Here is a 14,968-nt window from a genome sequence, read left to right on the forward strand (position 1 = left end):
ACAGCCGGCCACAGAGAGGGGCCGGCTGTTGTGATTAGTGTGCCAGCTTGGCGGCTAGCAGGTCGTACAGCTGTTTTTCTTCCACGGGCTTCTTCCCCGCGTAGAAGTTCGTTGCCGGTGTTTTCACCGACTGCTGGAAGAAGGAAAAATACTGGGGACCTTCCGGGTATACCAGCTTCACACGAAGCACGGGTACCTCCGCCCACTTCACCATGATTTGACCGGAGTCCGGCAGTTTGTTGACCAGCGTAACAATCTCCGTCAGGGCTGCCGCGTCGGTAATCTCCACCGTCTTCTGCGGTGCTTCGTTGGCACCTTCTGCCGAGATGGAAGCATATTGTTCCAATACAATTTTCTCGGGGACGGCGACCTTGAAGGTGGTCACATACGCGAGGGCTGTCACCGCAGTGGTGTCAGCTTTGGCATCGGGCACAGCCTCGGGTGCGGTAGCATCGGCCGGCACAGTAGCCGTCGTATCGGCCGAAGCCGCTTCGTTTTTGGTACCGCCGCCACAGGCGGCCAGCATCAATGCCACCAGGGCACCGGGAAATAATTTGGTAAGCGTCATGATCTGTTTCATTTTTTGCGGTCCAAATGTAATGAAATACCGCAACCTGCCACCCCGCCGCCGTCAGCGGGCACAGTAATTTATGCATCCAACGGGTATGAAAGCTTTACTGTGGACCTTACAGATCACCGTAGCCGTTATTTTATTAGTATCGGGCTACACGAAACTTTTCCTGCCGCACGAACAGGTGGCGGAAGCCGCCGAGTGGACGGGTGCCTACACGGAAGTGTTTGTGCGCTACATCGGCATGATCGACATCCTGGGCGGCCTTGGCCTGATCCTTCCGGGCCTGCTGGCCATCTACCCCCGCATCACAGGGTATACCGCCATCGGCATAGCCGTGCTCATGATTGCGGCCATGGTGTTACACATCGACCGCTATGAGTTCGGGGCCATCTGGGTAAATATCTTTATCCTGCTTGCCAGCGTCATCATCGCCTATGGGCGGTTATGGCATGCTTCCACCAGCGTCCCGCGGCGTCACGCTACTCCACTTTAGAGAAGCGCGCACCGAAGAAGAAGATCACGATATAGCAGATGATCGGTAGATAATAGGACACCGCCACGTCGTGGTCGGCAATCAACCCCATCAGCGGAGGAAACAACGCACCGCCTACTACACCCATCACGATAAACGATGCACCGCGCTCGGTATGTTTGCCCAGGTTCTTGAGCCCCAGGCTAAAGATGGTCGGGAACATGATGCTCATAAAGAAATTCATCATCATCAGTGCGCCAAAGGAAATCCAGCCTGCGCTCTGCGCTACAATCACCGCCATGATAATATTACCGACCGCTGCGGCGGCCAACAATATGTTCGGAGTGATATACCGCATCAGGAATACGCCGATGAAACGACCGATCATCATCAAAAACATACTCATACCAAAGAAGTACGAGGCACGCTCGTCTGTCATACCGGGCATCTTCTCTGCGCCGTATACTATAAAGAATGCCCAGGTACCTCCTTGCGCTGCCACGTTGAAGAACTGTGCGATGACCGCCCATACAAAGTGTTTGTGTTGAAAGAGCGTCTTGCTCGAGCGCTGAATATGACGCAGGTCTTCCGCACCGTCTGCTTCGGCGTGCGGATCCGCCAGGGGTGGAACTTTTACGAGGGAGAACGAGAACGCTACTAATAGAATGAACGCGCCGATGATGGCATAGAGCACTTTGACCGATGTCAGGTCGTTTAGTTCCCCGTGGCCTACACGCAGAATGAAGTATCCTCCGATAAAGGGACCGATGATGGCGCCGACGCCGTTAAACGCCTGTGCAAAGTTGATACGCTGATCACTTGTCCGCTGGTCGCCAAGGGCAGCCATGAACGGGTGGGCGACTGTTTCGAGTGTTGCCAGACCACAGGCCAGCACAAACAATGCGCCGCGGAAGGCTGCAAACGACTCGGCATTGGCAGACGGTATAAAGAGGAATGCTCCGATGGCGTACAGTGCCAGGCCCAACAACACGCCGTTCTTATAACCAAAGCGTTTCATGAACAGGCCGGCGGGGATACCCATGACGGCGTATGCGCCAAAGATCGAGAACTGTACCAGGCCCGACTCGGCCTTGGAAATATGCAATACCTTTTGGAAGTGGCGATTCAATACATCGCCCATGGTGATCGCAATGCCCCACAACATAAAGAGAGACGTGACGAAAATAAAAACGACCAGATATTCCTTCCTGGTAAAAGCCGGCTTCGCCGAAGTCGTACCCGCGTTGTTCGGGCGTTGGGATGCTACGTCCACTGTCTCCATGTTGTTGTTTAAGGTTTGGCAAAAGACCGCACTTCCGTGCAAACGGCAGCGGTGGCAATCGTTTGAAACGCCTAAATTATTGTTTATATCGGTTTCAACCGCATTTTCTACCGAAATAACGCAATCGTTTACACGAAAATTGGGTTTTCGATGCTAAAAGGTTAAACAATGAGGGTTAGAAACGAGGGGAAGGCGAAAAGTATATTATTTATTGCCACCCGGCGAACGTCGACTCATCCGCCGCACAGCAGTCTCTCCGGTGGCGCGGTTCGCAGGAGCCTTGCCTGCCATCTTCCTCAAAAGCCCCGAAACCGCATACGCACTGGCAAACCCGACCGCCACACAAGCCTGCTTAACAGACAACCCCTTCCCCAACAACTTCCTGGCGGCAATGATGCGCACCGCCACCAGATATTGATGCGGCGTGCGCCCATAGAAAGCTTTGAACAGTCGGATGAAATGAAGTCTGGAGTTGAATGTCTTGCCGGCGATATCATTCAAGTCGATGGCAGCCGAAAAGTGACGATCAATAAACGCCTTCGCTTGCACGATCTGCCGGATCACCGTGTCATCCGGATAGACCTCGGCGCGAATCTTCAGTATTTGCTGATGATAGAAGGTTGTGGTTGGCGCTGCCTGCATACACTATAGCTGCTTCTATACTACTGATTTATACAACTCTAATCCTCAGCACAGGAGACGATGCCCGGTTTATTTAATTGGAGCCCGTCGAAATGCACTTTTACCGACAACGACCAGGCATCGAGCCCGTGCTTGAGAATAAGAGCAATGTTTGTGTCGTTTGAGATTCGTGATGAAGGTATACTTGTGATGACCTCCAGACGAGATTCTCAAATATACGGATATAGACGTTAGCAAGTCTGTTAACAAACCATTATAAATCGAAAAATTTGCTGTGAACCTGATTTTTCAGAGGGGAAATTCCGTTCAACGTATCATTAACGTCGGTGAACAACAGCATGTATACCTGAAAAATAAGGTATCCAACATTTCCCCAATCCTACACACAACGCCCCGGCACAGCGTGCTTACTACCCTGAAAAAGGTAGATAATGCGAGTAGAGGAAAATTTACCCCATCAATTATAAATCCTTTTTTGGTTCTATGCGTTAGAGACGACCGCGCTTCCTAAACGGGCCCTCCCTGGTTTTATCATTTCCCGGACCGATTTCTACGGGGAGCATATTGAACTTCTTTTTAAACGCGGTCATAAAGTTCTTGGCGTATCTATAGCCCACCTCTTCGGCTACTTCTTCTATCGTCATGGTGCCTTGTATCAATAATTGGCGTGCATGCTCCATGCGCAGGTCGAGTAGATAGGAAAAGATCGTGGTACCAAACAATTCACGAAAACCTTTCTTGAGCTTAAATTCATTGAGCCCTACCTGGCGGGCCAGCTCACGCAGCGAATGTTGATGCGTGAGGTGTTGTTCCACGACGCGTTTGACTTCGTAGAGCTTGTCGACGTCGTCGAGCCGCACGGTCAGGCTCTTGAACGGTTTTTCGGGGGTGATCTGTTTGAGCAACAGTACGAGCAGATCGAGCACCTTACTCTCCAGTAACATGCGTTTGAGCAGCCCATTGTACCGGCAGGTACGGATCTTATACAGCACGATCTTCATGGACGGCGTCAGGGGCATGGTATATACCTGTCTTGCAGCAGCACCTTGTGTGATGAGCCAGTCTGCGAGTGTGCCCGCAAAGGGCGCAATGACCTGTTGCATAAAAGACTCCGACAACAGGATGGTGACGATGGAGTACGCAGCCTGGTGGCGCGTGATCTGGATAGGCCGTTCGGTATACGATCGGTAGAAATAACAGATGTCATGCTCCGGAAAAAAAGTGAGCTCATACATGGCCGGCGTCGTATAGGCACGCAGATGTACGGGGTGAGGAAAGAATACCTCACCACTTACGATGTGCACGCCGCGAAACCGCGTGTGTACAGCATTCACTTCCAGGAACGGATGCCGGATCACCAGTTCGCTTTCTTCCACGATACGCTCGAGCGTGGGATCCCCAGCGTATTGCTGCTCCCAGATAACATCTCGGTGCGGGTGTCCGGAAAGTTGTATACGCAATGCATTCACAGAAAATGATTCAACGTAATTAATGAGTATACACGATGCGTTGTGCGAAACGGCTCCCGCACGATGGCGTTGTTAAAAAATATCGCGTGCATACTTATTGCATGGTAAACCGATACTTTTGCCCTGGTTAATATACTTTACTATTCACGCCAGTATATGGGTAAATACTCCCCCCACGAAAAAGAGCAGGAAGCAACTCAGGACGAAATACGGAGTGTGGCAATGACTGCGGCGGTTCTAATCACGCTGATACTAGCCGTCGTCGGTTTGCTGGCTACAGTCATCTGGGGCATCACGCGGCTCTTCTAAAGAACCGCGCGCATACCCATTACCCTTGCCCTATCGCAAGGTAAAATTGTTGTCGTACCGGTAACATTTACGGCTTTTATCAAAGCCGATCTCCGCGCCCATGTCGCGCAGCTTTTGCAGGTCATTAAAGAATGTGCGGCGGGATATACCCATTTTCGAAGCGATGAAGTCGGCTGTGCCGCTACCGCTATGAATATAATAGTCGACGCGCTTCAATCTTTTTAGTTGTTCTGTAAAATTCATAAGCTCCTATAGATACAATTGGGAAAACACGGCGATTTTATATGTTGCAGGTCTCTCCGCTGGCTGCCAAACGGATTAATATTTCTGCTAAAAGGATTAATACCCTCTGGCTAAAAATAATGACAAAGGCCGGTAAAAACTTACACCCCAGTCACGTTTATTATGACACGCCTATACCCGTATTTAACCATTTATACCATCTATAGCGACTCATGCAGTATAAAATATCTCTACGCACCGACCATTCTTACTTCCGGAAATCGCCCTGCCTGCCATCATGACGACGTGCCATCACGAATACCCATAAACGAAGATAGCATGCCATCAGGGCATGCTATCTTGCTTTGTCAACGAAACAAGGTTATCGGTATGTACCTTTTGCGGGCTTACTGGTTGCTACAGGTAGCTAAGCCACCACTGGTCTTTGTGCGTTGACTTATACCGGTCGTACCACAGGCATAACGGGAATAGCGCCAGCACAACACCGATCCATACCAGGTAGGTAACACCCAGCGAGAAGCCATAACCTTTCAGGTTTGGCGAGTCGGTTACCCAAGTAGTAAAGGTCATATCGGAGAAGTCATAGCCTGTGGCCAGCGCGGCGGCAACGGCCAGCAGGTGAATGAGATACAAGTGCAGGATATAATAAAACATCGGCACCCGGCCCAGTGCGATCATATACTGTGCTATGCGGCCTTTATACTTTTCGGCAAATGCTAAAAAGAGCATGGCCGGCCCGAGGGTTGCCAGTATATATAACAATGACGGCGGATACTTGGCTACGTTCATAAACGACAGGAACGTGTGCAGACCGTCGGCTTGGGTCGTCCAGGGCACTGGGTCGCCATAGACATTGGTCCACCGCAATACGACAAACAATACAATGGCGGCGATGCCGGCCGTTGCCAGTAAGCGATGGCGCTTGTCGGCATCTGCGCCAGCCTGGAATTGTGTGCCGAGGGCATAGCCCAGCAGCATGATGCCGATCCACGGGATAACGGGATAACCGATGTACAGGAAGAAAGCCGGGAACGCAAAGCCGCGCGCTTCGTGTAACAACGCCCACCCCACGGCGTCGGCACCTTCACCGGCCACGTGTACTGCGTCGAGCGCGTTGTGGCCGACGATCAGGAGAATACCGGCAGCAATTATAGCCCGCAAGGGCAGGTGAATAAACGCAGCCAGCGAAATCATGCCGATCGCCAGCGCCCAGATGACCGTGCACAGGATCAGCTGGAAATGTATATTAAAGAGCCACGCAAAATTGATGACGGTGACTTCCAGCACGATCAGCCACAGCCCGCGCTTGAGCAGGAAGGCCGAGAGCTCGCGTTTACCGCGACGGCTGCCAACCAGAAACGCGGAGGTGCCGGCGAGAAAAACGAAGACGGGCGCACAGAAGTGCGTGATCCAGCGTGTGAAAAACACCACGCCGTCGGTTTTGCTGATGTCGACGGGGTTATATAGAAACGCGTCGGCATGAAAGTAGTCACGCACGTGGTCCAGGGCCATGAGGATCATGACAAGGCCACGCAACAGGTCGATCGATTCAATACGGGAGGCGCGACCGGTCAACGGAACGGCGGCGACAGAAGCGGAACGGGTAATCACAGGAGTCAGGTCGTTAAGAAATAAGGGGCGAAACTACCCGTTCAAACGGCTTCAGGCCAACCCGGTTCCTGCTTTTTTGAGAAAATTTATGGATGCTCGACCAGGCAGTTGATCTTCACCAACTTACCGGCCATGCACGTGGTCATACCGTCCACAGCTTCGTAGGTAATGGTCACTTTTTTACCGGCGCCAAAGATGAAGTTGCTCAGCGGGTCGCCCGTAGTACCTTCCGCGGGGATCTGCGGCAGCAGGCGCGCGCCGTCGCTCAGTTCAAAGACATACTTGCATCCGTCCAGTCCCTCCAGGTCTACAACGGTAGCGTCCACACCGCCTTCACAGGCAGGAGCAGAAGTTTGTTGTTTACAAGCGGTAAAAGTGAGGGCAGTTACAAAAAGTATTACTACGGCGGTGCGTATAAAGGTCATGCGTTTGTTGTTAGTTGGCCCTTAGACACCCTACCGGCCGGAAAGGTTGGAACTCACTATAGATCCACCACGGCAGCATTCCAGTTTCGATCGAATCCGCGAAAGCTCTGTTCACCCGTCTCCGATTCGCTAAATGCACGAACCCATTGCGAGTAGCCCTCCACACCTTCAAATGCCTCCAGCATCCCCGCCACAACCAGAAGGTTTTCCATGGGAAAGTCCACAGGAATCACCTCTTTCACCGACGTTGGCAACGTCGGCAACACTATATGACGATCGGCGCCAGGGGCCGTGTGTACAAGCCAGCTGGTGGAGAAATTCTCGTCGGCCCACCCTAACGCCACTATCGCCCGATCATATTCTTTATCGGATGAAGAGAAGCTGATGTCGGACGCCTTTTCGGACATCACAACAAATTCTGGGTCAATCATGGTAAAGTCATACTTCGCCGACTTATTGTAATTCTGATAGTGAATGTTGTTGTGGCTAATAGACGTATGGGATCCAAATCTTGCAAAGGCCGGAACATCGGGATAATAAATCCAGGGGGCCGTTTCTTTACCCCCATACCCCAACCAACAGTACTGAGCATAGTTATCGCGCACAGGGAATCCCCAAAGCTCTACGTTGTAATCGTCAATGCCTTCTGGAATAGTGGCCGCTTCAGCAGACAGACGGCCCTCCAACGCGTGAACATCGACATCGAGCGTCTGTCCGGGCTGTAGGTTTTCGAATACCGCAAACTGCATGGGATTCGGATACTGTTTCAGGACGTATACCAATCCCGGTAGGTGCCCCAGGGGAACCGTCACCACTGCCGGCGTAGACCACGATCTTTCCGCTGTGCCTGCATTGGCGGACATAACGAACTGTTCCCCCGTCGGATTTAGCAAGTTAAGCGTTACATTACCCTGCGAGGGTTTTTCCTGGTCGTGCGTATCGACAAATTCTCGCGCGGGCCACGAAGCGCCGCGGGGTATGTCCGTGTACGAAAACGCCTGGACCCTTATCCCCGCGGAAGGATATGCCTGGATGTATATTTCCGTAAACGTGCAGGTTTCGATCGCGTCGACATCGTCGGAAAATAATGCCACAGACTTACCAGCGTACAGCTCAGTCGTTGCCAGCACATTCCCTTCGGCGTCGGAAGCAAGTAAGAACCCCCGATCATAATTGGAGTTCAATAACTGATAATCGGTAGGAACCTTCCAAGTAACCAGTAGCTGGCGGGAACCTTCGTCATCGCTACAAGCAAGCAACAGATAGAGTAGAATACACGGTATGATACCAACCATGCGTCGACGGATGCGGTGTACGCAGATAAAAGCTTTCATAGATCATTGCAAAAGGTGGCAAATTCCGTGCCCGTTCCACGTCTAATGCCCGGAATACTCCCGTATTACTCATAAATAAGTATATATACTGAACCGGCAAGGCGATATATCATAACCGTTTTTGAAAAACTTCGGGTTCGTCGAACATTTCCTTCTATCGGCAACAGCACAAATCTTTGAGAACTCCTTGTCGCAATGTGCCAAACGGTCGGATTTTGAGGTATGACGCAGAAAAAAAGCTGTCAATGGCACACCGCAAGTTTGCGAAGAACGGGGATCGCTCCCGGTACATTGTACGGCAGAACTTTTCACCGAGAATTAGCGCGCGAAGGTTCGAAACATTTTGCATATTACCCCCTGAATTAAAGACGACGCCGAGGATACCAGACGGGTCGGCTAAGACGTTATCCATCACGATTCGTCCTTTTCCAGAGTACAGTATTGCGATGGGATTTAGTGGGAAGAGTATATACGAAAGACATACCGTACAGCATTATGAACACACTATACCTGACTGAGACACAGGATACACCCCAGGTGACCTTAAACAAAAATGACGGCGTTTTTGAACTGGTGGGCCGTTCACTGCCGGAAGATTCGGTTGAATTTTATGCCCCCGTTTTACAATGGATCCGCGAATACGCCAAGGCTCCTAACCCGGCCACAGCCTTTCATTTTAAACTCGAGTATTTCAACACCTCTTCATCCAAGCTCATCCTGGACCTGCTGCACGAGCTAAAACACATCAAAAATATTACCGTATTCTGGCATTATCACCAGGAGGACGAGTCCATGGACGAAGCAGGCCACGAATATGCCGAGCAGGTAGAAATACCGTTTGAATTTAAGGTGCTGCAATAACGGACAGTTCCGACATACCACAGGAGGCCGCCCGCGGCCTTTTTTCATTTCTAAACACTTATAATTCAGGTATTTCAGAGGAAATTTGTTATTTACTTAACAAAACTAAAACTAATCCATTACTTTTACGTTCGTTAAGGTAATTAAGACCGGAATATGAGTAATCAATCACTCGGCGAATTTGAGGAATTGGTGTTGCTGATGGTAGCGGCGCTTCACGACGAAGCATACGGTGTTTCGATCCTGGAAAATCTGGAGGGCAAGCTCTCAAAGAAGCTCAACATCAGCGCAGTGCACGTAGCCTTGAAGCGAATCGAAGACAAAGGATTTGTCAAGTCGCGTTTTGGCGGTATCACCAACGACCGCGGCGGCCGGCGCAAGAAGTTTTACGTGATCACCGCCTTGGGCAAACGGATGCTCGATGATCAGTATGCCCTGCGCACGGCTATTTATCAACAGATTCCGAAAATATCCTTTAGCTGATGAAGCTGCCCCCGCCACAACGACCTTTGAAATTTCTACGCTGGTTTTGCCGCGAAGATTATCTGGAAGAGGTCGAGGGTGATCTTATTGAAGTATTCGAGAAACAGGCCGCAGTTTCGCTCCGCCAGGCGCGACGCATCTTTACCTGGAGTGTATTGCGGTATTTCCGACCCCGGTTTATTAAAAATTTCCGACCACTTTATTCTACCAACGTCATGTCTATCCTACGGCACAACCTCCTGATCACACTCCGCAGTTTCAGTCGGCACAAAAGCTCTTTTCTGATCAATCTCACGGGCCTTTCCACGGGACTGGCATGCGTACTTTTAATCTATCTCTGGGTAAATGACGAGCTGCACGTAAACCAGTTCCACGAAAACAAAACACGCCTCTATAAAGTACTCGAAAACCGTGTGCAAGCTGACCGCATCTGGACGGCCGAAAGCTCGTCAGGCCCTACTGCCGATGCCCTGGCAGCGGATATGCCCGAGGTAGAGTACGCAATAACCACCACGCACATCGATGCGCATACGATGTCCGTTGACGAGCGCCCTTTCAAAGCCGCCGGCCTCTATGCGGGGAAGGATTATTTTAAGATCTTTACTTTCCACCTGTTGCACGGACGAAAAAGCGACCTACTGAAAGAAAAAAATAACATCGTGTTGTCGGAGTCGCTTGCGCGGAAGTTGTTTAACCGCGCGGACGAGACAGTGTTAGGAAAGATCGTCGAGATCGACCACGCCAGACAATATACCATTTCGGGTATATATGAAGATCAGCCCCATCAGGCTACAGAAAAACCAGACTTTGTACGATCGTTTGAAGAGTTTCGCGCCGACCATCCTGACTGGGTCTCTACCTGGTTTAGTACAGGCGCGAACACGTATGTGATGTTGAAAGAAGGCGTCGATGTCAATGCCTTTAATGCCAAGATCGCCACATATGTGCAGAAAAAGACCAACGGTGAGGTTAAACACCGCACCATGTTTCTGAAACTTTATACCGAAAAATACCTGTATGGCCGCTATGAGAACGGCGTCGAGGCCGGTGGGCGTATTACGTATGTCAGGCTCTTCTCGGCCATTGCAATCTTTATACTCGTTATCGCGTGTATCAACTTCATGAATTTATCCACCGCACGGGCTGCGCGCCGGCTGAAAGAGATCGGCATTAAAAAAGCGATTGGCGCCCGTCGGAATACGCTCGTGTGGCAGCATCTGGGCGAGTCCATGTTGCTGAGCCTCGTGTCTATGCTAATAGCCATTGGGTTGGTTGTGTTGCTGCTGCCTTACTTTAACGTCACTACCGAAAAACAGCTGACACTGCCCTTCAACCTCGTCTTTGTCGGACGAATGCTGGGTGTTATTGTCTTCACCGGTCTGCTGGCCGGCAGTTACCCGGCACTGTATTTATCGGGCTTCAATCCGGCGGCAATCCTGAAGGGCAAGCTCACCAGTGCCACGGGCGAGCTGTGGGTACGACAGGGGCTAGTGGTTTTCCAGTTCACCTGCTCGGTGGTGTTTATTGTTGCTGTGATCGTGGTGTACCGGCAGACCCAGTATATCCAGTCGCGCAGCCTGGGGTATTCAAAGAACAATATGATTGTTTTTGAGCGCGAGGGGAAGATCGTAGAGAGCGAAAACCTGGAATCGTTCCTGGCCGCCCTGCGCGAGGTGCCGGGCATAATGAATGCATCCGCCACCTCCGCCACGCTGACCGGCCACGTCAGTGGCACATCTGGTGTAGCATGGGAGGGCAAAGACCCCAACGACCGGACCGAGTTTGAGAATGTGACGGTAGCCTACGACATGTTGGAAACGCTGGGCTTCGAACTATCAGAAGGACGTTCGTTCTCTCGCGACTTCCCGTCGGATACCGCCCGCATCATCTTCAACGAGGCCGCTATTGCTTTTATGGGATTAAAAGATCCGATTGGTAAAGTGATCAAGCTTTGGGGCGAGGACATGGAAATTGTGGGAGTAGCAAAAAACTTCCACTTCGAGTCGCTGCACGAAAATGTGCGTCCGCTATTCTTCCGGTTGAGCCCGGAAAACACATCACGCATCATGGCCAGGATCGAGCCCGGTCAGGAGCAGGCAACGGTTCAGCGCCTGCAGCAATTCTATGAAACCTATAACCCGGGCTTCACCTTCGACTTCCGTTTTCTGGATGCCGACTATCAAGGCCAATACCGCGCCGAGCAGCGGGTGGCCGTCCTCTCGCGCTACTTTGCCGGTCTGGCCATCCTGATCTCCTGCCTGGGGCTGTTTGGTCTGACAGCGTTCACGTTAGAGCGCCGCGAAAAAGAGATTGGCATTCGCAAGGTACTGGGCTCTGGCGAGCTGCGGATCGTGCTGCTGCTCTCGCGCGACATTACAAAAATGGTCTTGCTGGCCATTGTGCTGGCGCTGCCGCTAAGCTACTATCTCACAAATTCCTGGCTTAGCTCCTTTGCGTTCCGCGTCGACCTGAACGCAGCATACTTCATTCTCTCCGGCGTAGTGGCGTTGGCCATTACGTGGATCACGGTGGGCCTCCAGGCGCTTCGCGCGGCCAGGCTCAACCCGGTGCAGGCGTTGAAGCGCGAGTAAATGTGTCTTCAAACCGGCGTGATGTGTATCTTGCCGCATGGCCGGAAAGGACAACATCCAGGTATACAACCCAGCTGCCTTTACAGCGCGCTTTATGCCCTCCCGCGCGCTGCAGGCGCTGCTCAAGGGCGACTTCAACAAATTCCTGATCGTACGGGTGGAAGAAATGTACCGGCACGTGACCCGCGCCGTGCCGGCTACACGCGCTACCATCCACATCTGCCTTTACCTGACCGAAGGAGAGGCCACCATGAAGATCGGCAGCGAGCAGTATACCATACACCGGCACGAAATGCTGGTGGTACCCGCCGGGCAGGTATTTTCGTTTGGCGAGAAGGATGTCAACAAAGGCTATATCTGTTTCTTTCACGGCGACATGCTGGTCGGCAAATACGGTAAGCTCTCCCTGTTGAAAGAATTTGAGTTTCTGCAGGTATGGGGCAATCCCAGGCTGCAGCTGGACAACCAAACGGCACGTTTTGTCCTTCACCTGTTCAAACGCCTGCACCAGGAATATACCGAGCACGCGCTGCAGCACGTCAATGTGCTGCAACCCTATCTCATCACACTACTCTGTGAAGTTAACCGGGTGTATATACCGGCCGTGGTCCAGGAACAGACGGCGGCGGTAACGCTGGCCAACAAGTTCCGCGCGTTGCTCTTCGCCAATGTATGTACCCTGCACCGCGTGTCTGACTATGCCGCCGCGCTGCACGTCTCCCCCAACCATCTCAACAAGTCTGTCAAGGCCGCCACCCAAAAGTCGCCTACCAAGTGGATCGACGAGGCCATCGTACTCGAAGCCAAAGTGCTGCTCAGCCAAAGCCCGCTCTCGGTCAGCGAAGTAGCGCTCGCCGTAGGATTGGACGATGCCTCCTATTTCGCACGCTTATTCCGCAAGCACACCGGCACCACGCCGACGGCATTCCGTAAGAGGATTGAAAAGTCCTGACGTTTCCGCTGTCTGTCCTAGCGGCGCGAGGCTTTGATCCGGAGATTTGCGACGTTATGTACACATCGCTACTTTTTCTGCACTCGCTCACACGCTGGTTTGTTTTGGCCAGCTTGCTCTATGCCCTATACCGCGGCCTGCGCGGCTGGCAACAGCCCATACCATTCGACGGCTGGGACAATACATTGCGCCACAGCACCGCTACGATCGCACACATACAATTGATGATCGGCTATACGCTATATTTTAACAGCCCGGTGATTCAATACTTCCGTGATCATGCAAACGAAACCGACTTGCCTTATGAGTTCCGGTTCTTTGGATTAATTCATATCCTCCTGATGACGGTCGCCGTCGTGCTGATCACCATCGGATCCGCGATGGCCAAGCGGCAGCAGACAGATCATGGTAAATTTAAAACCATGGCCATCTGGTTCTTGCTGGGGTTGATCGTGATCCTCGTGGCCGTGCCGTGGCCTTTTTCGCCGTTGGCCAACCGTCCCTATATACGTCATTTCTAACTCCTTTGTATGTTTTCATTATTGACCACCAAGATTGGCCGGCTGCGCCTGATCGGTATACTGGAAGGCATTTCGTTGCTTGTTCTGATCGGCATCGCCGTGCCGTTAAAACATGCTTTGGATGAGCCGTTGCTCGTCAGGATCATGGGACCCGTACATGGGCTGCTTTTTTTGATGTTCGTGATCAACACCTTGAGTGTGGGAATCGATTACCGGTGGAAGTTTTCAACAACAACATGGAAAGTGCTGGTAGCGTGCCTGATACCCTTCGGAACGTTTTACATCGACCGACGCATTCTGTCGAAGATAACACCCCGATGAAACAGTGTGAGCCTGAGAGCGAATATAACCCTATAACCTCTGCCGTTACGTTTGCGTATACTGGCATGTGAACCTCGAGCGTTTCATTCCTACCGACCGTTTGAAGCCTTTTGTAAAGGCTTACCTGGTCATCGCCAGCGAGCACGGCATGGACAATCGCATTTTGCCGGACACGGCCCTGGTCATGGCATTACGCTTTCAGGGTACTATTGCCTTTACCGATCGTATCCAGCGCGAGAATATGCCGGCCACGGCGTTGACGGGATTACGCCATGCTGCGCGCATGGTGCACTATGCGCAGCAGACGGCAATGCTGCTGGTGCAATTTCACGACGGTGGTGCAGCAGCATTCTTCCGGCAGCCGCTGCATGTGTTGTCCGATCAAAGTGTAGCCTTAAGCGACCTCCTGCCCCCCGACGCCGTAACAGCGTTGGAGGATCAACTCTGTGCGGCGGCCTCGCATGCGGAGCGCGTCGCCCTCACTGAGCAATTCTTACTCTCCTTGTTGCAAAAGCCTGAACAAGATGACATCGTACGCGAGGCGTTGCGACAGATCCGCGCCGCCCAGGGCACTGCGCGCATCGGCGATATAATAAAAGAGCTTCCCCTGAGTCGCGATGCCTTTGAAAAACGCTTTCGGCGTTTGGTGGGCACCTCGCCAAAACAATTCTCCATTGTCGTCCGCCTACGCCATGTGATCGATACATACGTTGACCACGACAGTCTGACCGACGCAGCCTATCGCGCCGGGTATTTCGATCAGGCACACTTCATCAAAGACTTTACCGCCTTTACCGGACAGACTCCCGGCGCATTCTTCGCCACCAAAAAATTCTGGTAACGAACATCACTGATTTTTTACAATGGCCGCCGTCTCC

16 protein-coding genes are annotated in these 14,968 nt (G+C 52.0%); 8 read left to right on the forward strand and 8 right to left on the reverse strand.

Annotated elements, in window-relative coordinates; genetic code table 11:
• Nucleotides 1–34: 34 nt before the first annotated feature.
• The gene (locus K7P01_RS05845; protein ID WP_267290827.1) at nucleotides 35–580 is read right to left on the reverse strand and encodes a hypothetical protein; all 546 of its coding nucleotides are present in this window, start codon (nucleotides 578–580) and stop codon (nucleotides 35–37) included.
• An 85-nt stretch (nucleotides 581–665) separates the two neighbouring features.
• Here K7P01_RS05845 and K7P01_RS05850 point away from each other — a divergent pair, with 85 nt between their 5' ends.
• The gene (locus tag K7P01_RS05850) at nucleotides 666–1,067 is read left to right on the forward strand and encodes a DoxX family protein (RefSeq protein WP_267290829.1); all 402 of its coding nucleotides are present in this window, start codon (nucleotides 666–668) and stop codon (nucleotides 1,065–1,067) included.
• On the opposite strand, the gene fucP is transcribed toward K7P01_RS05850, so the two are convergent.
• The 7 genes from fucP to K7P01_RS05885 form a co-directional block, all read right to left on the reverse strand.
• Nucleotides 1,054–2,328, reverse strand: coding sequence for an L-fucose:H+ symporter permease (gene fucP, locus K7P01_RS05855; protein WP_267290831.1), 1,275 nt, complete (start codon nucleotides 2,326–2,328; stop codon nucleotides 1,054–1,056). The genes K7P01_RS05850 and fucP overlap by 14 nt on opposite strands.
• Nucleotides 2,329–2,532: 204 nt before the next feature.
• The gene (locus tag K7P01_RS05860) at nucleotides 2,533–2,970 is read right to left on the reverse strand and encodes a helix-turn-helix domain-containing protein (RefSeq protein ID WP_267290833.1); all 438 of its coding nucleotides are present in this window, start codon (nucleotides 2,968–2,970) and stop codon (nucleotides 2,533–2,535) included.
• Between the two features lie 488 nt (nucleotides 2,971–3,458).
• Nucleotides 3,459–4,439, reverse strand: a complete 981-nt coding sequence (locus K7P01_RS05865) for a helix-turn-helix transcriptional regulator (protein ID WP_267290835.1) — start codon at nucleotides 4,437–4,439, stop codon at nucleotides 3,459–3,461.
• A 339-nt stretch (nucleotides 4,440–4,778) separates the two neighbouring features.
• On the reverse strand, nucleotides 4,779–4,991 hold the full coding sequence (locus K7P01_RS05870) for a helix-turn-helix domain-containing protein (protein WP_254085545.1): 213 nt from the start codon (nucleotides 4,989–4,991) through the stop codon (nucleotides 4,779–4,781).
• 396 nt (nucleotides 4,992–5,387) lie between these two features.
• Nucleotides 5,388–6,602, reverse strand: coding sequence for a DUF1624 domain-containing protein (locus K7P01_RS05875; RefSeq protein WP_267290840.1), 1,215 nt, complete (start codon nucleotides 6,600–6,602; stop codon nucleotides 5,388–5,390).
• 86 nt (nucleotides 6,603–6,688) lie between these two features.
• The gene (locus K7P01_RS05880) at nucleotides 6,689–7,027 is read right to left on the reverse strand and encodes a hypothetical protein (RefSeq protein ID WP_267290842.1); all 339 of its coding nucleotides are present in this window, start codon (nucleotides 7,025–7,027) and stop codon (nucleotides 6,689–6,691) included.
• A gap of 56 nt (nucleotides 7,028–7,083) precedes the next feature.
• A complete protein-coding gene (locus K7P01_RS05885) occupies nucleotides 7,084–8,361 on the reverse strand; it encodes a hypothetical protein (protein ID WP_267290844.1) in 1,278 nt (425 codons plus the stop codon).
• 495 nt (nucleotides 8,362–8,856) lie between these two features.
• On the opposite strand from K7P01_RS05885, the gene K7P01_RS05890 reads away from it, so the two are divergent.
• The 7 genes from K7P01_RS05890 (at nucleotide 8,857) to K7P01_RS05920 (ending at nucleotide 14,931) form a co-directional block, all read left to right on the forward strand.
• The gene (locus tag K7P01_RS05890) at nucleotides 8,857–9,222 is read left to right on the forward strand and encodes a DUF1987 domain-containing protein (protein ID WP_267290846.1); all 366 of its coding nucleotides are present in this window, start codon (nucleotides 8,857–8,859) and stop codon (nucleotides 9,220–9,222) included.
• A gap of 156 nt (nucleotides 9,223–9,378) precedes the next feature.
• On the forward strand, nucleotides 9,379–9,705 hold the full coding sequence (locus K7P01_RS05895) for a PadR family transcriptional regulator (protein WP_254085550.1): 327 nt from the start codon (nucleotides 9,379–9,381) through the stop codon (nucleotides 9,703–9,705).
• Entirely contained in the window at nucleotides 9,705–12,296 is a 2,592-nt protein-coding gene (locus tag K7P01_RS05900) for an ABC transporter permease (protein WP_267290849.1), read from the forward strand. Before K7P01_RS05895 ends, K7P01_RS05900 begins: the two co-directional genes overlap by 1 nt.
• 37 nt (nucleotides 12,297–12,333) lie before the next feature.
• Nucleotides 12,334–13,248, forward strand: coding sequence for a helix-turn-helix domain-containing protein (locus K7P01_RS05905; RefSeq protein WP_267290851.1), 915 nt, complete (start codon nucleotides 12,334–12,336; stop codon nucleotides 13,246–13,248).
• 56 nt (nucleotides 13,249–13,304) lie between these two features.
• The gene (locus K7P01_RS05910) at nucleotides 13,305–13,769 is read left to right on the forward strand and encodes a hypothetical protein (RefSeq protein ID WP_267290853.1); all 465 of its coding nucleotides are present in this window, start codon (nucleotides 13,305–13,307) and stop codon (nucleotides 13,767–13,769) included.
• 9 nt (nucleotides 13,770–13,778) lie between these two features.
• Nucleotides 13,779–14,090, forward strand: a complete 312-nt coding sequence (locus K7P01_RS05915) for a DUF3817 domain-containing protein (protein WP_267290855.1) — start codon at nucleotides 13,779–13,781, stop codon at nucleotides 14,088–14,090.
• A gap of 67 nt (nucleotides 14,091–14,157) precedes the next feature.
• Complete coding sequence (locus tag K7P01_RS05920) at nucleotides 14,158–14,931, forward strand: helix-turn-helix transcriptional regulator (RefSeq protein ID WP_267290857.1); 774 nt, start codon at nucleotides 14,158–14,160, stop codon at nucleotides 14,929–14,931.
• Nucleotides 14,932–14,968 lie beyond the last annotated feature (37 nt).

The organism is Parachryseolinea silvisoli, from assembly GCF_021190955.1.
In the GTDB taxonomy this organism is placed as follows: Bacteria; Bacteroidota; Bacteroidia; order Cytophagales; family Cyclobacteriaceae; genus Ohtaekwangia; species Ohtaekwangia silvisoli.